Source organism: Polaromonas sp., assembly GCF_013817205.1.
Classification (GTDB): Bacteria; Pseudomonadota; Gammaproteobacteria; order Burkholderiales; family Burkholderiaceae_C; genus Polaromonas.
Map to the genome: position 1 here is coordinate 1 of NZ_JACDDD010000094.1, position 13,412 is coordinate 13,412.

Below are 13,412 nucleotides of genomic sequence, written 5' to 3' on the forward strand. Positions count from 1 at the left end.
CCCTATCGGATATATACCTCCGGCAGAAGCTGAGGCAAACTACTACCGGCAACTCGCCAGTCAAGCCTCCACGGTGGAGGCATGACTTAAACCAAACAGCCTCCATGAAACCCGGGGCGATTCAGTTTTGCGGAATCTTCTCCTACACAAAACACGTTTCTCTGGAGTTCAGCGAAGGCGCCGCGCTTCCAGACAAATTTAAGGTGCTTGAGGGTGAAGGCAAGTTTCGCAGGCACATCAAGTTGTCGTCCATCGAAGACGTCTCGGAAAAATATGTGCGAGAGTATTTGGTGTTGGCGCTCAGGGCATCGCTGAAGCCATGAGCAGGTAAGTTGATGAAAAGTTTGACCTCTCCACCTTGGCACCTTCTTGCCGTAAACCGCAACCCCAACGGGGCGCGGCTTGCTTGGGACTGGGATGTCCCTTTCATTCGTTAAACCTCATATGTCCGAACCTCCTTACGTGCCGAATCTCGAGTTCACTGCAGAGCAGGTGTACGCGTTGCTTGGAAAGCGAGTTTTGTCCACACAAAATCAGTAAATGCTCCAAACAGATACCCCACCCCAAGTCCGCCAAGCCATCATCCTGCTCTGGATCACACAACTCCTGGTCGTGATTGATGCAGTTCTCACGCTGATGTATCCCGAGCCGGACATGGCCCATGAAACAGGCTTTCTTGTCGCTCTCTTTCTGATTCTTTTGGTTTGTATGCCACGCTGATCAGCTTTGCAGCAAGGCGAAAAAACTGGGCGCGAATCACATTACTCGTCATCGCTGTTATCAACACCGCAGGGTATTTTTTACTGCCATCCGAAACGCCTTCACCCTGGTGGACAGAGGCCAATTTTGGGCTCAGTTCAATCCTGGACGTGGTCGCGCTGTACTGGTTGTTCTCTGGGGTTGGTGCGCGGTGGTACGCGGGTAAGGCGCTACAGTAGTCACCTCGACCCAAATGGAGCGCTCCATGGTGAACAGTTTTCTCCGGAACAGATATCAGAACTATGTGCGCTGGAGGCACGCCCCGGCGACGCGGCGTGACCGCACCATCGGCGCAGCCATCGGCGGCATGGGTTGTTTCTGGATTGGCATTCTCGGCAGACTGGCGCTGAGCCCCTTGCCTGTCTCTATGTCTGCCTTGGCTTGGTGGGCGCTTGGCTCCGTACTCCTTGGGGTCATGCTCGGCATTATTTTTCCGAAGATTGTTTCTGTGGTTTGTTTGCCGTTTTCAAGCTTCGGCGGCGGTAGCTAACCATCTTTCATCAGAGCATGGTGTTGACGGGCTTTGTTCAGCACTCTTGCGCCGCACCAGTTAGGGGAGACACCCATGGACGGTCACTACATGTTTGCAGGTGAGTTTGTTGCAGTGGCGGCGCTCCTTTTTCTGCCGCCACTTCTTTTCGGTATTGCATTTTTGGCGTATGTATCCGTAACCCGCAGTACCTGGGCTCGGGGAAAGTTGGGCCGGTTTGCCAGTGCAGCCGCAACGCTGGCTTTCTGCGGTGTCTGCATTGGCCTTGCCGCCGCCGTATTTACCCCTGCGCCCTGGATTCGGTATCTTGGCGTGCAAGACATCAAGGCGCTGGGCTTCTGGGTTTCCGTGGCGCCCTTCGCATTTATCGGATTCGCAGCCGTGCTTCCGTTCATTGTTTATTGGCTCGTCGGCGATACCGACGACGAGGCCTGACTGCGAGAGGCGCATGGGCAGACAAATACCGCTCGCGATGGTTGAGGATGACGAAACGCGCTTCCTCGATTTTCTGCGTGGCCATGCGGACATTCGCATCTTTCAGTCCTTTGCGGATTCGTCAGACGCCCTGCTGATGGATGCCTTTGCCCCGCGCGGCCGTGGCCAGCATTCGTATCTGATCTGGAATGTCGCATTTCCCTGGACGCCGACCTTTAAGCAGTCGCAAACGGGTGAGTGGTATGTATCGAATAGCGGTGTCGCGCCACTTGTCCAGTACACCCGACATCGCTTTGCCACCGAGGACCGCCTGTCTTACGGGCGTTTGTACTGGGCCAAGACATTCGCAGCTCCGGACGGCGTGGACTACGATTTGGACGCTTTCGATAAATGGTTCACTCAAATCGCATCGTGGGTCCGCAGGCATGGGAAGAAGAAGGCCGGTGACCTCCACGGCATGTACTTCCTGCCCGAGGCTTTTACCACCCAGACGGACGGCCCTGGCTGACGACGGCACCCGTTACTTTCAACATCAACCTTTTGCGGGTGCTACTCAATGTCCTACCAATGCTCACATTGCGGCAACACACACGATGAACTCCCGCGCTACTTCATGTGGCGCGCGCCGGAAACAGACCAGGGCCGCGTCATTGACGTGGTGGAAGACAGCAAGTCCATGTGCAGCGCGGCGGACAGCCAATTTTTTGTGCAATGCGAAATCGAGCTGCCGCTGGCTGAAGCCGAGGGCGACCCCTTGGGATGTATCTGCTGGGTCGAGGTGTCGCAGCCAGACTACCAGCGACTGATCCACTTCAGGGAAAACGAAGATGCACTGCCCGACTATGCGGACTGGGTGGAGGGAAAACTGGCAAACCCGGTTCAAGGCATTGCCCAATCCTACGGAACGCCTGTGAAGTTCAAGGTCATCAAAGGCGACCCCACGCCCTACATCAAGTGGGTCGCGCCTGGCACGGCTGTCGCAGCGATTCTTGCGTCGGGTGTTTCGATAGACTTTTGGCACGATGTGGCGGCGGGGCGGTTGCGGCCTGTAAGCAACTAGCGTCATCAAAATGCATGCTCTTATTTTGATAGCGAATTTTGCCCGTTGTTAAAGGGCCGGGGGGCAATTTCGCTCTCAACTCCTTCACCGCCCTCCCACAGGAGCCCATTTCATGAGTTTGGAAAAACCACACCCATCCTTCGCATCTTCGACGAAGCAAAGGCGCGCGAGTTTTATGTCGGGTTTCTGGGTTTCAAGGTTGACTGGGAGCATCGCTTTGGCGAGGGCATGCCGCTGTACCTGCAAGTGTCCAAAGACGGCTGCGTCATCCATTTGTCAGAGCACCATGGGGACTGCAGCCCTGGCGCTGCGATGCGGATTGAAACTGACGAGTTGGACGCGTTGCAGGCGGAACTATCGGCCAGGCAATATGCGTATTCCAAACCGCACATCGAAGACACGCCTTGGGGCAGCCGGGACATGTCGATCAAGGACCCTTTTGGTAACCGGCTGACTTTCACCAGCGCCATCAGCACATAAAGTATGTCGCGGTGTAGGGCACGCAGGTGGTCGGCACTTTTACCCTGCTCATCATGGACAACCTGGGCCACCTGGGCGCGCCGTCGGCGGTGGTGGAAGACGTGGCGGTGGACCCGGCTTGTCAGGGCCAGGGCATCGGCAAAGCGATGATGCGCCATGCGATCACGCTGGCGGCGCAGAGCGGCTACTACAAGCTGGCGTTGTCGTCCAACCTCAAGCGCGAGAAGGCGCATGCGTTTTATGACGCTTTGGGTTTTGAGCGCCACGACTACAGTTTTCGCATGGCGCTGCCTTCCGCATCACCCTGAAATGCTATTAATTCAGGAGCTGCTTACGCACGTCGGATAAGGGCTGGTGGCCAATTTGATGCCAGAACCAAGCACCCACCACTGCACAGTCAGCGGGGGCGCGGCGTACTCCGGGTGACGGGCTGGCGCATTCTGACTGAGGGCGCTGGCGAGATCCGGGTGACTGAGGGCGTGGATTCCGGCACCAACAGCAGCACGTCTTTCACACCCAGCCCCATCATGCCGATGGCCTCGGCGGCGGCGCGGCTCAGGTCAATCACGCGGCCCCGGCTGAAGGGGCCGCGGTCGGTGATGCGTACCTCGACCTCCTTGCCGTTGACCAGGCTGCGCACGCGCACCATGGTGCCGAAAGGCAGGGTTTTGTGCGCGGCCGTCATCTCGTGCATGTTGTAGCGCTCGCCGCTGGCCGTGCGCCGGCCGTTGAAGCGCGGGCCGTACCAGGAGGCCTTGCCCTGCTCGAACTCGCGGGGGATTTCGCCTGCCAGCAAATTTGCTTCTGCCTGTGGAACCGCGAGCAGCGGCGTGTTGTCTGGGAGGGTGGCAGGAGCGGGTCCCTGCGGTGCCTGCGGTTCCGCCGGCGCACGCGGCGCGGCGCTGGAAGTCGGAGCGCCGGGCGCCGGTGCGACATCGCTCACCGGCGGTATGGCACATGCTGACAGCGCCAGCAGGCTTGCAACAAGCCAGACCCTGAAAATTTCCGCGTGCAGAGCCAAGACTTCACCGTCCCGACTGCAAGCGCCGGATGATTTCAGTCGCTGCAGCGGCCTGATTCATCGTGTAAAAGTGAATGCCCGGCACACCGGCCGTCTGCAACTGCGCACACAAATCAGTAATCACATCCAGACCAAAACTTTTGATCGAGGCCGTGTCGTCACCAAAGCCCTGCAGGCGCAGGCGTATCCAGCGCGGGATCTCGGCGCCGCAGGCATCAGAAAACCGCATGAGCTGGGTTGAGCTGGTGATCGGCATGATGCCGGGCACGATGGGCACGTCGAGTCCCATCTTCTGCGTGTCATCGACAAAGCGGAAGTAGGCATCGGCATTGAAGAAGTACTGCGTGATCGCCGAGTTGGCGCCGGCCCTGACCTTGGTGGCAAAGGCCTGAAGGTCGGCGTCAGCCGATTTGGCCTGCGGGTGAATCTCTGGGTAGGCCGCCACTTCGATATGGAAGGCGTCACCCGTGAACTCGCGGATGAAGGCCACCAGGTCGCTGGCGTAATGAAACTCACCGCCAGCGCCGTAGCCGCTGGGCAAGTCACCGCGCAGCGCCACCAGGCGCTTCACACCCATGGCCTGCAGCGAGGCCAGTTGCTGGCGCACCGTCGCCTTGGTCGCGCCGACGCAGGAGAAATGGCAGGCCGCAGCCACACCTTCCTTCAGGATCTCACCCACGGTGCCGAAGGTGCCGTCCTGGGTGGAGCCGCCAGCACCAAAGGTGACGGAGCAGAACTCAGGTTGGTGCGCGTACAAGGCCTTGCGCGCCAGGCGCAGCTTGTCAGCGCCTTCGGGCGTCTTGGGCGGGAAAAATTCAAAGCTGATGGGCAGTTTCATCGCAAACGTCTCTCTCACTCTTTGTTCTTGGTGGTCTATTCTTCGTCGGCTTTGTCGCGGCGTTTGCCGCGCGCCGGGCCATGCTGGCCTGCGTGGGCCTCTTCAGAGTCCTCGTGCGCCGCATGCATGGCGCGCAGCTCGCTGCGCGGCGTGCGTTTGGCGGCCTTGCGCGGTGGCGCGGCCGGCAGCGGCTGGTCCTCACCGGTGTTGTTGTGGCCCTTGACAGCGTGGATGAAAAATTCGCGGTTGCCGTCGCCGCCTTCAATCGGCGACGTCAGCCAAGCTTTCACGTCCATGCCGAGTGCGGTGCACGCATCGCGCAGGCGTTGTTCTACAAATTCGAAGTGTGCCGCATCACGCACAATGCCGCCCTTGCCGATCTGGCCGGGCTGCAGTTCGAACTGCGGCTTGACCAGCATCAGCGCATCGCCGCCGGGCTTGAGCAGGCGCACCACAGCTGGCAACACCAGCGTGAGCGAAATGAATGACAAGTCGCCGGTCAGGAAGTCGAAGTTGGCCTCGACAGGCTCATCGTCTTCGCCATCAAAATTTACGCCCAAGTCTTCATCATCAAATTCGGCATCAGCCCCCGCCGAGTGGGCGGGACCAGCTATTAAATCAATAGCAGTCATGGAGCGGGCGTTGACACCCTCGATGCACACCACACGCGGATCTTCGCGCAGGCTGGGGTGCAACTGGCCATGGCCCACATCCACCCCCACAACCTGCACCGCCCCCTGCTGCAACAGGCAGTCGGTAAACCCGCCCGTCGATTGCCCGATGTCCAGGCAACGCAGGCCGGCAACCTGGATGCCCGTGCTTTTGAGCGCGCCTTCGAGCTTGAGCCCGCCGCGCGAGATGTACTTGGCTTCGGTGGTGTCGGGGATCTCGACCTCGGCACCGGCCGGAATCTCGTCACCGTTTTTGACGACTTTCTTCCAGGGGGCACTTTCCTCAGCGCGCCATCGCACGCCCGACGCAATCAGGCGCTGCGCCTGGGAGCGGGTGGCGGCATGGCCGTTGTCAACGAGAAAGAGGTCAGCGCGCATGTGTATTTTTCCTGTCCAGAGAACGTCAGGGGCGTAGCGAGCGTCCGTCAGCCAAGGCGCGGGTGACTGCGAACCGGAACGTACTTCAGGTACGTGAGGATTCGCAGACGGGCCCCGCAACGCAGGATCACGGGCGCGCAGTAGCCCTATCAGTAGCGGTAGGTGTTGGCCTTGTAAGGGCCTGCTTTGCTCACACCGATGTACGCGGCTTGCTCGTCGCTGAGCTCGCTCAGCATCGCGCCGACCTTCTTCAGGTGCAGGCGCGCGACTTTTTCGTCCAGGTGTTTCGGCAGCACGTAAACCTTGCCCACTTCGTAGTCGGCCTGCTTGGTGAACAGCTCGATCTGCGCAATGGTCTGGTTGGCAAAGCTGGAAGACATCACGAAGCTTGGGTGGCCGGTGCCGCAACCGAGGTTGACCAGGCGGCCCTTGGCCAGCAGGATGATGCGTTTGCCGTCCGGGAAGATCACGTGATCGACTTGCGGCTTGATCTCTTCCCAGGTGCACTTTTCCAGGGCAGCGACGTCGATCTCGTTGTCGAAGTGGCCGATGTTGCAGACGATGGCCTGGTCTTTCATGGCCGCCATGTGTTCGTAGGTGATCACATTCTTGTTGCCGGTGGCGGACACGAAGATGTCGCACTTGTCGGCAGCGTATTCCATGGTCACGACCTTGTAACCTTCCATCGCAGCCTGCAGGGCGTTGATCGGGTCAATCTCGGTCACCCACACTTGAGCGGACAGCGCGCGCAACGCCTGTGCCGAGCCCTTGCCCACGTCGCCGTAACCGGCCACGCAAGCCACCTTGCCGGCAACCATCACGTCGGTGGCGCGCTTGATGGCGTCAACCAGCGACTCGCGGCAGCCGTAGAGGTTGTCGAACTTGGACTTGGTCACCGAGTCATTGACGTTGATGGCGCGCAGGGCCAGCGTGCCCTTGGCCGACATCTCATTCAAACGCAACACGCCGGTGGTGGTTTCCTCGGTCACGCCGACGATGTTTTTCAGGCGGCGGCTGTACCAGGTGGGGTCTTGCGCGAGCTTGGCCTTGATCGAGTTGAACAGGCAGATCTCTTCCTCGCTGCCGGGCTTGGACAGCAACGATGCGTCTTTCTCGGCCTTGGTGCCCAGGTGCATCAGCAGCGTTGCATCGCCGCCGTCGTCCAGGATCATGTTGGGGCCTTCTTCGGGCGTGCCCTTGGCGCCGGTGAATTCAAAAATGCGGTGGGTGTAGTCCCAGTAGTCGACCAGGGTTTCGCCCTTGATGGCGAACACCGGCGTGCCGGCGGCAGCGATGGCAGCAGCAGCATGGTCTTGTGTCGAGAAGATGTTGCACGAAGCCCAGCGGACGTCAGCACCCAGAGCCTGCAGCGTTTCGATCAGCACGCCAGTTTGAATGGTCATGTGCAGCGAGCCAGTGATACGCGCGCCCTTGAGCGGCTGGGCCTTGGCGAATTCTTCGCGAATGGCCATCAGGCCGGGCATTTCGGTCTGGGCAATATTCAGTTCCTTGCGGCCCCAGGCAGCAAGCGAAATGTCGGCAATAACGTAATCGGCGGTAGGTTTGAGAACGGCGCTCATGGTGACTCCAAAACAGGCTTTTAAAAACCACTGTGGGAGTCAACTCACCTCACAGCACAGTGGGTGAGCGCGGTTGGGAGGGCAGAACCGGCAGGCGGTCTGGTGTCCGAGCCTCACGCGCCAGCTGACGGGGTCAGTGTGTGGCAGGTTGCATCGCTCCTCGGACGGCCTCTATTCTATACGGCTGACCGCCGGTCGCAAAGCCGGGCCCATAAAACCCCTCAGCGGGCCATGGCCCGCCGCGACAGGTAGCTGCAGGCATCGACCAGCGCCACCAGCGCGATCATGGTCAGCAGGATGGAGCTGGTCTCGGACATCTGGAACAGCCCCATGTGAAAAGCCAGCATCTGGCCCAGGCCGCCCGCGCCCACGACACCCAGCACGGCGGCGGCGCGGATGTTGTTTTCCCAGCGGTACAGGGTGTAACTCATGAGCTGCGGCAGTATTTGGGGCAAGGTGGCATACAAAAACACCCGCCCTTCGCCCACGCCGCGCAGGCGCAGCGCCGCACCCGGCCCTTCGGCCACGTTTTCCACCGCCTCGGCAAACAGCCGCCCGAGCACGCCGGTGGTGTGCAGGGCCAGCGCCAGCGTGCCGGCCAGCGGTCCCAGGCCGGCAGCAATCAGCAGCAGAGCCGCCCAGACCAGCTCGGGAATGCTGCGCAGAGCGTTAAGCAGCAGGCGCGTAAACGCTTTAAAGCGGGCCGGGTCCTGCGCATGGGTGCGGCTGGCGGGCAACGCCAGCAACAAACCAAAAATCGCCGCAATCAGCGTGCCCAGGGCCGACATGGCCAGGGTTTCCAGAGCGGCCGTCAGCAGCTTCGTCAGAAAAGCGATCTCGCCCGTGGGCTGCATCAACTCCCCGATAAAACGCCCCATCTTGCGCATGGCGTCGAGCGAGAAGAACTGCGCCCACTTCAGATCCAGCGACCAGAAGCTCAGCCCCACCAGTAGCAAGGCACCCGCCACCAGCCAGCAGGCCTTGCAACGCGCATCAAACAGCGGCGGCGGCAAGCGGTACACCTCATTGGCGGCGCGGGCGGAAGTGCGCGAGGGGTCGTCCACCACTGGTTTCACCCCAGGGCCTTGCGCAGCCATGCGCTGGCCTGGTCAGCCAGCCAGACCAGCAGCATGAACACCAGCAGCATGGTGCTGACTTCAGAGCCATTGAACATCTTCATGGAAGCGTCCATCTGCTGGCCCAGGCCACCGGCACCTACAAAACCCAGCACCGCCGAGGACCGGATGGCGCACTCCCAGCGGTAAACGCTGTAGCTGGTCAGTTCGGCCGCGTTTTGCGGCAGCAAACCGTAGAAGAAGGCCTGCAGCCGGCCGGAGCCGTTGCGCAGCAGTGACACCGTGGCATGACTGTCGCCGCTTTCCAGGATTTCGCCATACACCTTGCCCAGCATGCCGCTGTAGGTCAGCGCAATCGCCAGCACACCGGCGGTGGGACCGAGGCCGACCACCCGCACAAAAATCAGGGCCCAGATCAGCTCGGGCACGCTGCGCAGCACAATCAGCAGCCAGCGCACAAGCTGCCGCAGGGTGGCGGGCAACAGGGCCATGCGCCCGCTCAGGGCCGACACCGACAAGACCCGCACCGACAACATCGTCAGCGGCAGGGCCAGCAGCAGCGCCAATGCCATGCCTGCGGTGGCAATCGCCACGGTGCGCCAGGTCTCACGAGCTACCAGCAGTAAAAATTCAGCTTCAATTTTTGGCGGGAAAAAATCGCCCAGAAATTTCAGGGTCGAGCTCAGGGTGCCGGGCTCGAACATCAGCCAGGGTTTGAACTCGGTCAGCACCAGCGCTGGCCAGAGCAGCAGCAAGCCCAGCAGCGCCCAAGTTACACGGCCACGCCAGGCCGGGTCGCGCAGCTCGGCACGCGGGGGCGGCAAGATGGCGCTTGTCACGTTGCGATCACCCCGTCAGCGGCAATGCATGACGGCAGGCAGCACCGGCGGGGCAGGCAGGTCCAGCGGCTCACGCGCCGGGCCGGTCAGCTCATGCAGATGCTGGGCATACAGGGCTTGCAGGCGCTCGGGCGTGACCTGCGCGGCGGGCAGGTCAAAGGCCAGCTCACCGTCGCGCAGGCCGATGATGCGCGGAAAGTGCTGCAGCGCCATCTCGACATGGTGCAGGGTGCAGACCAGCGTGGCGCTGCGCTCGCGCGCAGCTTGCGTCAGCGAGCTGATGGCCTGCTGGCCGCGCGTCGGGTCCAGCGCCGACAGGGGTTCATCCACCAGTAGCAGGCTGGCCTCGGTGACCAGCGCGCGCGCCAGGCCCACGCGCTGGCGCTCGCCGCCGGACAACCTGTCCACCCGGGCAAACAGTTTGTCGCTCAGGTCAAAGCGCGCCAGGGCAGCATCTGCCTGCGCAATCGCCGTCGGATAAAACAGGCTGCGCAGGCTTTGCCACAGACCGATCTGCGGCAGCCGCCCCGCCAGCACCGAGGTGACCACACGCTGACGCGGCGGCAGCGGCGGCACCTGCGGCGCCAGAAACAGCTCGCCGCGCAAACGCTGCAACTGGCGGCGCGGCAGTTGCCAAGGATTGCGCTCACCCAGCTGCACGCTGCCCGCCGACGGCGGCAAGGCGCAGGCCAGCAGATGCAACAGCGTGGTTTTGCCGGCACCCGAGGGCCCGATCACGGCCAGCTGCTCGCCTGCGGCCACTGCCAGCGACAGGCCACGCAGTGCCGCAGCGGCATCGCGCTTTGCCGCCGGATGCCGCGCAGCCACGCTGTTGAGCCAGATTTTCATATCAAAACAGCCTCCAGCCCTTATGCAGTAAGCGCAAGCAGCTCACTATTTGATAGCAATCTACTTCAGCAAACCGGCACTGCGGGCAGCGGTTTCTATGCCCTTGTAGTTGTCGGCCTTGGTCGGGATGTAACGTGTGGCGCGGTTCAGGTCGAGGATTTCCTTGCCTTGCGCAGTGGCGAGGTCCAGGTCAATCAGGGCCTTGGTGACCTTTTCGCGCAGGGCCGCTGGCATGTCGGCATGCACCGCCCAGTTGTAGTTGAAGTAGCCGGGCGTGGTGTAGAACACGTTGACTTCTTTGGTGTCAACCTTGTTTTCCTTGACGAACTTGTTCCACACCGTGATGTCGAGCGCCGCGGCCTCGACCTTGCCGCTGACCACCGAGGCAATCGTGGCGTCATGCGCGCCGGAATAGGCCACACGCTTGAAGTCCTTGTCGGGGTCGATGTTGGCCTGCAGCAAAAAGCTGCGCGGCATCAGGTGGCCCGAGGTGCTGGACTGTGAGCCAAAGCTGACCTGTTTGCCCTTGAGGTCCGCCAGGGTCTTGATGCCGGAGTTGGTTTTGGCAATAAATACCGACTGAAATTTGGTGTCTTCCTCGCGCTGGGCAATCGGCACAATCTTGCCGCCCGAGCGGTTTTGCGCCTGAATGAAGGTAAAGCCGCCGAGCCAAGCGAGCTCGATGTTCTTGTTGACCAGGGTCTCAACCGCAGCCGGGTAGTCGCTGACCGGTGTGAACTCGACCTTCATGCCCAGCTTTTGCTCCAGGTATTTAACGATGGGGCCAAACTTGCGCATCTGCTCGGTGGCGGCCTCCTCGGGGATTGTGGTGACACGGAAAACAGCCTGGGCGAAGGAGGCGCCCGAAGCAGCGAGCACCGCGCACACGGTCAAGGCCTTGAAGGCAGTGGTACTGAAAAAGCGGGCCATGGAAAAACTCCCGAAAAATTTGGCAAAACGGTATTAAACCCGACAACGTAAAGCCCTGCTTTCACCCTGCTACATTCCTGACGATGCCCTCTCCCGCTCCCCGCACCCGCGTGGTCATCGTCAGCCCGGCGCTGGCCGACGCCAACAATGGCAACTGGCAAACCGCCAGGCGCTGGCAGCAGATGCTGGCGCCCCACGCAGTGCGGGTTGTGCGCGAATGGCCAGATCCGGCGGCGTCCCGGCAAGACCAAGTGCTGCTGGCGCTGCATGCAAGGCGCTCGGCCGCGTCGATTGCGGCCTGGGCCGCAGCACGCGGCCCGGCCGGGCTGGCTGTGGTGCTGACCGGCACCGACTTGTACCGCGACATTCAGAGCAACGATGCAGCCCGCCAGTCGCTGGCGCTGGCGCAGCGCCTGGTGGTGTTGCAGGAGCTGGGCCCCGACGCCCTGCCCGCGCCGCTTCGGCCCAAGGCGCGGGTGATCTTCCAGTCCACGACGGCGCGTCAGGCATTGGCCAAATCACCCCGCTTTCTGCGTGCTGTCATGGTGGGCCACCTGCGGGAAGAAAAATCACCGCAGACCCTGTTCGAAGCCGCGCGCCTGTTGGCGGACCAGCCCACCCTGTTCATTGACCACATCGGTGAGGCGCTGGACCCGGTACTGGGCGAACAAGCCCGCGCCACCGCTGCCGCCTGCCCCAACTACCGCTGGCTGGGCGGCCAGACGCATGAAGCCACGCGCCGCCGTATCCAGCGTGCCCATGTGCTGGTACATACCAGCCGCATGGAGGGCGGCGCCCATGTGATCATGGAAGCGGTGCAGAGCGGCACGCCGGTGATTGCCTCCCACATTGCGGGCAACATCGGCATGCTGGGCAAAGACTATGCGGGCTATTTTGAGTGCGGCGATGCGGCGGCGCTGGCGGACTTGCTGCAGCGCTGCCACGACACGCCCGGCCCTCAGGGCCTGCTGGTGAAACTGGGCGCACAATGCGCGCGGCGTACCCCTCTTTTTGAACCCGGTGCTGAACGCAGCGCACTGCTGCAACTGGTGCAGCAGCTAAGGTCAACACCCGTGAACCCATCTTCTGTCTGAATCGATATGCAATCAAGCGAACAAGCTGTGCTGCGCGACATCGTGCTGGTCGGCGGCGGCCACAGCCACGTGGGGGTGCTGAAAAGTTTTGGCATGAAGCCCGTGCCCGGCGTGCGCCTGACACTGATCTGCCGGGACACCGACACGCCTTACTCAGGCATGTTGCCGGGGTACATCGCCGGCCACTACAGCCACGACGAGGTGCACATCGACCTGAACACGCTGGCCGCTTTTGCCGGCGCGCGATTTTTCCGCGATGAGGTGATTGGCCTGGACCGCGCCAATGGCAAGGTGATCTGCCGCAACCGCCCACCCGTGCCTTATGACCAGCTATCGATCAACATCGGCTCGGCCCCGCAGATCGGCCAGGTGCCCGGCGCGGCCGACCATGCGGTGGCGGTCAAGCCGATTCACCTGTTCAACGAGCGCTGGCTGGCGCTGCTGGCCCGCGTGCAGCAACACGCAGGCAAAACCCGCATTGCCGTGGTCGGCGCAGGCGCAGGCGGGGTCGAGCTGACGCTGGCGATGCAGCACCGCCTGCGCGACGAACTGAGCGCTCTGGGGCGCGACCCGAACGAGCTGGCCTTTCACCTGTTCAGCAACACCGCCGACATTCTGCCTACCCACAACGCCCGGGTACGCCAGACTTTTCAGCGCGTGCTGACCGAGCGTCAGGTGGTGTTGCACTTGAATAGCGAAGTGACCCAGGTGTCTGAACGCAGCATCAAAACCAGCGACGGCACCGTGATGGCGATGGACGAAATTATCTGGGTCACACAGGCCGGAGGCGCTCCCTGGCTGCGCCAGACCGGGCTGGCGCTGGACGCCAGTGGCTTCATCGAGGTCAATGACCAGTTGCAAAGCATCAACGATGCGGCCGTGTTTGCCGCCGGGGACATAGCCGCCTTCAGC

Annotated in this window: 17 protein-coding genes, 1 pseudogene and 1 riboswitch; of the genes and pseudogenes, 10 read left to right on the forward strand and 8 right to left on the reverse strand. The window is 61.7% G+C overall.

The features are described 5' to 3' along the window. The 8 genes and pseudogenes from H0W47_RS16475 to H0W47_RS16510 all read left to right on the forward strand — a co-directional run. A pseudogene (locus H0W47_RS16475) lies at positions 1 to 323 on the forward strand (hypothetical protein); the annotation flags it as partial. 217 nt (positions 324 to 540) lie between these two features. Next, positions 541 to 720, forward strand: coding sequence for a hypothetical protein (locus H0W47_RS16480; protein ID WP_296926341.1), 180 nt, complete (start codon positions 541 to 543; stop codon positions 718 to 720). A 244-nt stretch (positions 721 to 964) separates the two neighbouring features. Further along, the gene (locus H0W47_RS16485) at positions 965 to 1,249 is read left to right on the forward strand and encodes a hypothetical protein (RefSeq protein WP_296926343.1); all 285 of its coding nucleotides are present in this window, start codon (positions 965 to 967) and stop codon (positions 1,247 to 1,249) included. A gap of 75 nt (positions 1,250 to 1,324) precedes the next feature. Next, positions 1,325 to 1,684 (forward strand): hypothetical protein, encoded by a 360-nt coding sequence (locus H0W47_RS16490; RefSeq protein ID WP_296926345.1) that lies wholly within the window; start codon positions 1,325 to 1,327, stop codon positions 1,682 to 1,684. Positions 1,685 to 1,697: 13 nt separating this feature from the next. Continuing rightward, on the forward strand, positions 1,698 to 2,192 hold the full coding sequence (locus tag H0W47_RS16495) for a hypothetical protein (RefSeq protein WP_296926347.1): 495 nt from the start codon (positions 1,698 to 1,700) through the stop codon (positions 2,190 to 2,192). A gap of 48 nt (positions 2,193 to 2,240) precedes the next feature. Beyond that, positions 2,241 to 2,744: a DUF2199 domain-containing protein gene (locus H0W47_RS16500; protein ID WP_296926348.1), complete on the forward strand. Its 504-nt coding sequence runs from the start codon at positions 2,241 to 2,243 to the stop codon at positions 2,742 to 2,744. Between the two features lie 66 nt (positions 2,745 to 2,810). Further along, positions 2,811 to 3,224 carry a glyoxalase superfamily protein gene (locus H0W47_RS16505; RefSeq protein WP_296926374.1) on the forward strand — a complete coding sequence of 138 codons (414 nt, stop codon included), beginning with the start codon at positions 2,811 to 2,813 and terminating at the stop codon, positions 3,222 to 3,224. Positions 3,225 to 3,250: 26 nt separating this feature from the next. Further along, positions 3,251 to 3,532 (forward strand): N-acetyltransferase, encoded by a 282-nt coding sequence (locus H0W47_RS16510; protein WP_296926350.1) that lies wholly within the window; start codon positions 3,251 to 3,253, stop codon positions 3,530 to 3,532. Positions 3,533 to 3,621: 89 nt separating this feature from the next. Here the strand turns inward: H0W47_RS16510 and H0W47_RS16515 are convergent, their stop codons facing one another. The 8 genes from H0W47_RS16515 to H0W47_RS16550 all read right to left on the reverse strand — a co-directional run bounded on the left by H0W47_RS16515 (position 3,622) and on the right by H0W47_RS16550 (position 11,406). Then, positions 3,622 to 4,245, reverse strand: coding sequence for a septal ring lytic transglycosylase RlpA family protein (locus tag H0W47_RS16515; RefSeq protein ID WP_296926353.1), 624 nt, complete (start codon positions 4,243 to 4,245; stop codon positions 3,622 to 3,624). A 4-nt stretch (positions 4,246 to 4,249) separates the two neighbouring features. After that, positions 4,250 to 5,083: a methylenetetrahydrofolate reductase [NAD(P)H] gene (gene metF / locus H0W47_RS16520; RefSeq protein ID WP_296926355.1), complete on the reverse strand. Its 834-nt coding sequence runs from the start codon at positions 5,081 to 5,083 to the stop codon at positions 4,250 to 4,252. Between the two features lie 35 nt (positions 5,084 to 5,118). After that, positions 5,119 to 6,132 carry a TlyA family RNA methyltransferase gene (locus H0W47_RS16525; protein WP_296926356.1) on the reverse strand — a complete coding sequence of 338 codons (1,014 nt, stop codon included), beginning with the start codon at positions 6,130 to 6,132 and terminating at the stop codon, positions 5,119 to 5,121. 149 nt (positions 6,133 to 6,281) lie between these two features. Further along, a complete protein-coding gene (gene ahcY, locus H0W47_RS16530; protein ID WP_296926358.1) occupies positions 6,282 to 7,712 on the reverse strand; it encodes an adenosylhomocysteinase in 1,431 nt (476 codons plus the stop codon). 58 nt (positions 7,713 to 7,770) lie between these two features. After that, positions 7,771 to 7,880: riboswitch (S-adenosyl-L-homocysteine riboswitch) on the reverse strand. 53 nt (positions 7,881 to 7,933) lie between these two features. Then, positions 7,934 to 8,809 carry a phosphonate ABC transporter, permease protein PhnE gene (gene phnE, locus H0W47_RS16535; protein ID WP_296926360.1) on the reverse strand — a complete coding sequence of 292 codons (876 nt, stop codon included), beginning with the start codon at positions 8,807 to 8,809 and terminating at the stop codon, positions 7,934 to 7,936. Continuing rightward, positions 8,785 to 9,627 (reverse strand): ABC transporter permease, encoded by an 843-nt coding sequence (locus tag H0W47_RS16540; protein WP_296926362.1) that lies wholly within the window; start codon positions 9,625 to 9,627, stop codon positions 8,785 to 8,787. The genes phnE and H0W47_RS16540 overlap by 25 nt, the downstream gene beginning before the upstream one ends. Before the next feature lie 15 nt (positions 9,628 to 9,642). Beyond that, entirely contained in the window at positions 9,643 to 10,476 is an 834-nt protein-coding gene (locus tag H0W47_RS16545) for a phosphonate ABC transporter ATP-binding protein (protein ID WP_296926364.1), read from the reverse strand. Between the two features lie 60 nt (positions 10,477 to 10,536). Then, positions 10,537 to 11,406 (reverse strand): putative selenate ABC transporter substrate-binding protein, encoded by an 870-nt coding sequence (locus H0W47_RS16550; RefSeq protein WP_296926366.1) that lies wholly within the window; start codon positions 11,404 to 11,406, stop codon positions 10,537 to 10,539. An 83-nt stretch (positions 11,407 to 11,489) separates the two neighbouring features. Here H0W47_RS16550 and senB point away from each other — a divergent pair, with 83 nt between their 5' ends. Then, a complete protein-coding gene (gene senB, locus H0W47_RS16555) occupies positions 11,490 to 12,500 on the forward strand; it encodes a selenoneine biosynthesis selenosugar synthase SenB (protein ID WP_296926368.1) in 1,011 nt (336 codons plus the stop codon). A gap of 6 nt (positions 12,501 to 12,506) precedes the next feature. Beyond that, the coding region (locus H0W47_RS16560; protein ID WP_296926370.1) for an FAD-dependent oxidoreductase at positions 12,507 to 13,412 on the forward strand (906 nt) is incomplete at its 3' end.

Bases quoted from the DNA above. Each gene is read 5' to 3' on its own strand.
- H0W47_RS16525 (WP_296926356.1), bottom strand. From the start codon at position 6,132: ATGCGCGCTGACCTCTTTCTCGTTGACAACGGCCATGCCGCCACCCGC.
- H0W47_RS16490 (WP_296926345.1), top strand. From the start codon at position 1,325: ATGGACGGTCACTACATGTTTGCAGGTGAGTTTGTTGCAGTGGCGGCG.
- phnE (WP_296926360.1), bottom strand. From the start codon at position 8,809: ATGGCTGCGCAAGGCCCTGGGGTGAAACCAGTGGTGGACGACCCCTCG.
- metF (WP_296926355.1), bottom strand. From the start codon at position 5,083: ATGAAACTGCCCATCAGCTTTGAATTTTTCCCGCCCAAGACGCCCGAA.
- H0W47_RS16480 (WP_296926341.1), top strand. From the start codon at position 541: ATGCTCCAAACAGATACCCCACCCCAAGTCCGCCAAGCCATCATCCTG.
- H0W47_RS16495 (WP_296926347.1), top strand. From the start codon at position 1,698: ATGGGCAGACAAATACCGCTCGCGATGGTTGAGGATGACGAAACGCGC.
- ahcY (WP_296926358.1), bottom strand. From the start codon at position 7,712: ATGAGCGCCGTTCTCAAACCTACCGCCGATTACGTTATTGCCGACATT.
- H0W47_RS16545 (WP_296926364.1), bottom strand. From the start codon at position 10,476: ATGAAAATCTGGCTCAACAGCGTGGCTGCGCGGCATCCGGCGGCAAAG.
- H0W47_RS16550 (WP_296926366.1), bottom strand. From the start codon at position 11,406: ATGGCCCGCTTTTTCAGTACCACTGCCTTCAAGGCCTTGACCGTGTGC.
- H0W47_RS16485 (WP_296926343.1), top strand. From the start codon at position 965: ATGGTGAACAGTTTTCTCCGGAACAGATATCAGAACTATGTGCGCTGG.
- senB (WP_296926368.1), top strand. From the start codon at position 11,490: ATGCCCTCTCCCGCTCCCCGCACCCGCGTGGTCATCGTCAGCCCGGCG.
- H0W47_RS16500 (WP_296926348.1), top strand. From the start codon at position 2,241: ATGTCCTACCAATGCTCACATTGCGGCAACACACACGATGAACTCCCG.